We start from the raw sequence: 3,978 nt of genomic DNA, 5'->3' as shown, positions 1-3,978 counted from the left end.
ACGGATAAGGTGTTCCACGGACGGCTCCCTTGTTTGAGATCTCAACGAACTCATTCTGGCACATCCGATGCCGTCGGGCGCCGTCCACCCCACCATGCCGTGACATCCGAGCGACACAACGGTTCTTCGGCCGATGTTACGGCATGGATCCTCGGGTCACCCGAGGATGACGAAAGCAGGGTAGTCGCCGCGCCGCGCAAAAACCTAATTCGCCGACCCCAGCGCCTTGTCCAGCGCTTCCTTGACGTCGGCCGGCCATGTACTCACCGCTGGCCACGCGTCCGGCTCGGGCTTGTCGCCGCGGCGGGCGAAATAGAGCTTCCGGTTGACCGGGTCGACCGCCATGAAGCCGTCATTGCCGCCGCAATCATGCGGCACGCAGCCGCTCGCAAAAAAGGCGCCCGACGCGGTTTTTTCCGTGCCGCCGCCGACCAGCAGGCTGGTCGCCATGTCGGGCATGTCCTTGCCAAGCAGTGTCTCGGCTAGTTTGTAGACCGCTTCATTGTGGAAGGCGTCGATGATGTTGTCGTATTTCGACGGATCAACGTCCTTCCAGTCGGTGCCCAGCTCCGGCATGTAGGTCAGATTGCCGGACGTCGTCAGTCCGTCCGTCGGCGACCATTGCAGCGCCGGCTTGGAATCGCCCGGCAAAAGATAGGGCACGAAATAGATGGCGCTGTCGGAGATCGCGGCCGGCGGCGCGCCGCATTCATCCTGCTCGACCGTGGTCGTCTGGATCGTGCCGCCTTCCGGCTTCCACACGATCACCTTGGCCGGGCCGCATTGATTGCCGCCGTCGCCGACATCGACCAGCGCCACCTTGACGCCGCCGACCTCGACGATCTTGTCGAAGAAGACGTCGTAATTGCGCGCCAGTTCCTTGCCGTCGAAGGCGAGCACCCGTTCCCCGTACTCTTCCTCCTGAGTGATGGTCAGCTGGCCGCCCTCGAACGGGACCGGCGCCTGTTTGTCATTGTCGGCTAGGGCCGCATTGCTCACCGCGCCCTGGTCGGCGGCCCCGCCGGACGCATCGTCAGCCGGCACGAGCACCATGTCGGTCTGTGCATGCGCGCCTGCCACCGGCATCAGAATCCACGCCAGCGCGCAGGCTCCGGCAAGAAGCGAACGTGTCATGACTGTCCCCTCCGTTCAGCCGCCACGAACCCGGCCTGTCGCGGCCAGGTCATCCTACGCTCAGGCCCAGGGGCGCTCAGCAGCGTTCTTCTTCTCGAACGAAGCGATGGCGCCGGCCTTCTCCATGGTCAGACCGATATCGTCGAGCCCGTTGAGCAGGCAGTGGCGCTTGAATTCGTCGAGGTCGAACTTGACCACGCCGCCGTCCGGCCCGCGGATTTCCTTGGCTTCGAGATCAACCGACAGCGTCGCGTTGGAACCGCGCGAGGCATCGTCCATCAGCTTCTCCAGGTCTTCCGGGCTGACGGTGATCGGCAGGATGCCGTTCTTGAAGCAGTTGTTGTAGAAAATGTCGGCGAACGAGGTCGAGATCACGCAGCGGATGCCGAAATCGAGCAGCGCCCACGGCGCATGTTCCCGGCTCGAGCCGCAGCCGAAATTGTCGCCGGCGACCAGGATCTGCGCCTTGCGGTAGGCCGGCTTGTTGAGCACGAAGTCCGGGTTTTCCGAACCGTCGTCCTTGTAACGCATTTCGGCGAACAGGCCGGTGCCGAGTCCGGTGCGCTTGATCGTCTTGAGATAATCTTTGGGGATGATCATGTCGGTGTCGACATTGACGATCGGCATCGGCGCGGCGACACCGGTGAGCTTGGTGAATTTTTCCATGGTTCTTGCCCGTCTTCTTCTCGTTGCGGGGAATTGCTGGCGCCCGGTTTACACAATGCCGCGGGCAAATAAAAGACGGCTGTTTTTGGACTTCCGTCGTCGATCGAAACACAAAATCGGTACAAACAGCTTCAAAACCACCGGCCCATGGTGCACTTTTGTCGACATGACAACGCGATCCACGATCCTTTACGCCAGCGAACCGGGCCTCGGCATCGCCGAGTTCCGCCGCGTTCTGGTGGAATCCGGCCTCGGCGAGACACGGCCCGTCGATGATCATGCCCGTTTGAAGGCGATGCTCACGAGTGCCGACCTGGTGCTCACCGCGCGCATCGATGCGCCGGGCAAGCCGCTGGTTGGTATCGCTCGCGGCATCACCGACTTTTCCTGGGTCTGCTATATCTCCGAGCTCGCTGTTTCTGCATCGGCGCAAGGGCTGGGTATCGGCAAGGGTCTGATGGATGAGGCACGCCGGCAACTCGGACCTTCCGTTGCCATCAGCCTGATCTCCATGCCCGACGCCGTCGGCTTCTATCAGCGTATCGGCATGGAGCGCATGCCCAACGCATTCTGGTTCGGCCGCAAGCGCTGAAATCCACTCCCAGCGACCTCAACCCGCGCATTCTGCCTCTTGACATGCAACCAAATGGTTGCATATTAGAGTCATGAGCATGGATGCCGTCTTTCGCGCCTTGGCCGACCCGACACGCCGGCGGTTGCTGGACAGCCTTCATGCCAGGAACGGGCAGACGCTGAACGCGCTGTGCGGTGAGATGGACATGACGCGCCAGGCGGTGACCAAGCATCTGGCGATCCTGGAAGAAGCAAACCTCGTCGCCACCATCCGCAAGGGACGCGAGAAGCAACATTATCTGAATCCCGTTCCCATCAACGAGATCGCCGAACGCTGGATCGGCAAATTCGAGCGGGGGCGACTGGGCGCCCTCGGCGATTTGAAGAAACGTCTCGAAAGGGAAGACTGATGAGCAACATTTTCGTTTATGTCACCTACATCCGCACCTCGCCCGAAAAACTCTGGCAAGCACTGACCGAGCCGGAGTTCCAGCGGCAATATTTCCTCGGCGCTCAGATGCTAAGCGACTGGAAACAAGGTTCGGCGTGGAAGATGGTTTACACCGACGGCCGCGTCACCGACAGCGGCGAGGTCCTCGAGATCGATCCACCCAAGCGCATCGTGCTCAAATGGCGCAACGAGTTCATGCCCGAGGTCAAGGCGGACGGCTACACACGCTGCACCTTCGCCCTCGAGCAGGAGGGCGAGATGATGAAGCTCGCCATCACACACGAAGCCGATGGACCGCACAAGCTGCTTGGCCATGTGGCGAACGGCTGGCCGCTCATCCTGTCCAGCCTGAAGAGCCTGCTCGAAACCGGCAAAGGCCTGTCGCGCCCGGCGTCGAAGGCTTGAGGTTGTTTCGATAGCGAAACGTTTCTGGAGGCAGGGCGATGTACAGTTCCGCGGTGCACAGCATGACCAATGGCGAGACCGTTATGGCGAGCGCCGATGTTCGCGCGCCGCCCGAGCGGATCTTTGACGCCCTCGTTACACGCGAGGTCGAGCGCTGGTGGGGGTCCGCCAGGACCTACAGGATAACCGGATGGGCGGCCGACCTCCGCGTCGGCGGCCGCTGGAGCGTCACCGTCGAGACGGCGGCCGGCAGACACCTGCCCGCCAGCGGCGAATTCCTGGAGATCGAAGAGCCGCGCCGGATCGTGCAGACGCGGAGATACGACTGGGACCATCCGACGCTTGGCCGCCGCGAAACCAAAGTCGCCTGGCTGCTGGAGCCGATCGCCGGCGGCACACGCGTCACCATCTGCCATGGCGGCTTCGCCGGCATCGCTGCTGCCGCAACGAAGCATGCCGAAGGCTGGGCCCGGGTGCTGGGCTGGCTTCAGGCGTATCTTGGTACGGGCGGCTTGGCGGCGGCTTAATCCACCAAGCAACGGTAGCATCCCTTCGCGCCAGCGTTAAATTACATTCAATTCCCGAAACGGCCGCCCGTCGGCAATCCGGCTGTACCCGAACGCCGAGCAATCCACCGTGCGATAGCCGCCATGTACTATCAGTTCGGCCAGCGCCTTGCCGACCGCCGGAGCCTGCTGCAAGCCGTGACCGGAAAACCCGTTGGCGAAGAGGAAATTGCCGACCTCCGG

6 protein-coding genes and 1 pseudogene are annotated in these 3,978 nt (G+C 62.4%); 4 read left to right on the top strand and 3 right to left on the bottom strand.

Annotated elements, in window-relative coordinates; all coding sequences use genetic code 11:
- Nucleotides 1-204: 204 nt before the first annotated feature.
- Nucleotides 205-1,134 carry an Ivy family c-type lysozyme inhibitor gene (locus NKI72_RS34215; protein ID WP_352748975.1) on the bottom strand — a complete coding sequence of 310 codons (930 nt, stop codon included), beginning with the start codon at nucleotides 1,132-1,134 and terminating at the stop codon, nucleotides 205-207.
- A gap of 60 nt (nucleotides 1,135-1,194) precedes the next feature.
- Nucleotides 1,195-1,800, bottom strand: coding sequence for a 3-isopropylmalate dehydratase small subunit (gene leuD, locus NKI72_RS34210; RefSeq protein WP_352541962.1), 606 nt, complete (start codon nucleotides 1,798-1,800; stop codon nucleotides 1,195-1,197).
- A 166-nt stretch (nucleotides 1,801-1,966) separates the two neighbouring features.
- Between leuD and NKI72_RS34205 the strand changes: the two genes are divergently transcribed.
- From NKI72_RS34205 to NKI72_RS34190, 4 genes are all read left to right on the top strand, one after another.
- Nucleotides 1,967-2,392 carry a GNAT family N-acetyltransferase gene (locus NKI72_RS34205; RefSeq protein ID WP_352837384.1) on the top strand — a complete coding sequence of 142 codons (426 nt, stop codon included), beginning with the start codon at nucleotides 1,967-1,969 and terminating at the stop codon, nucleotides 2,390-2,392.
- Nucleotides 2,393-2,471: 79 nt separating this feature from the next.
- A complete protein-coding gene (locus NKI72_RS34200) occupies nucleotides 2,472-2,783 on the top strand; it encodes an ArsR/SmtB family transcription factor (protein WP_352450226.1) in 312 nt (103 codons plus the stop codon).
- Nucleotides 2,783-3,229 (top strand): SRPBCC family protein, encoded by a 447-nt coding sequence (locus NKI72_RS34195; protein WP_352541961.1) that lies wholly within the window; start codon nucleotides 2,783-2,785, stop codon nucleotides 3,227-3,229. The genes NKI72_RS34200 and NKI72_RS34195 overlap by 1 nt, the downstream gene beginning before the upstream one ends.
- Nucleotides 3,230-3,267: 38 nt before the next feature.
- Entirely contained in the window at nucleotides 3,268-3,756 is a 489-nt protein-coding gene (locus NKI72_RS34190; RefSeq protein WP_352837367.1) for an SRPBCC family protein, read from the top strand.
- Between the two features lie 36 nt (nucleotides 3,757-3,792).
- Here the strand turns inward: NKI72_RS34190 and NKI72_RS34185 are convergent.
- A pseudogene (locus NKI72_RS34185) lies at nucleotides 3,793-3,978 on the bottom strand (FAD-dependent oxidoreductase); the annotation flags it as partial.

Origin of the sequence: Mesorhizobium sp. M0437 (genome assembly GCF_040321335.1) — a bacterium.
Classification (GTDB): Bacteria; Pseudomonadota; Alphaproteobacteria; order Rhizobiales; family Rhizobiaceae; genus Mesorhizobium.
Note: the sequence above shows the minus strand (reverse complement) of the source record. Positions and strands in the feature narration are given on the sequence as shown.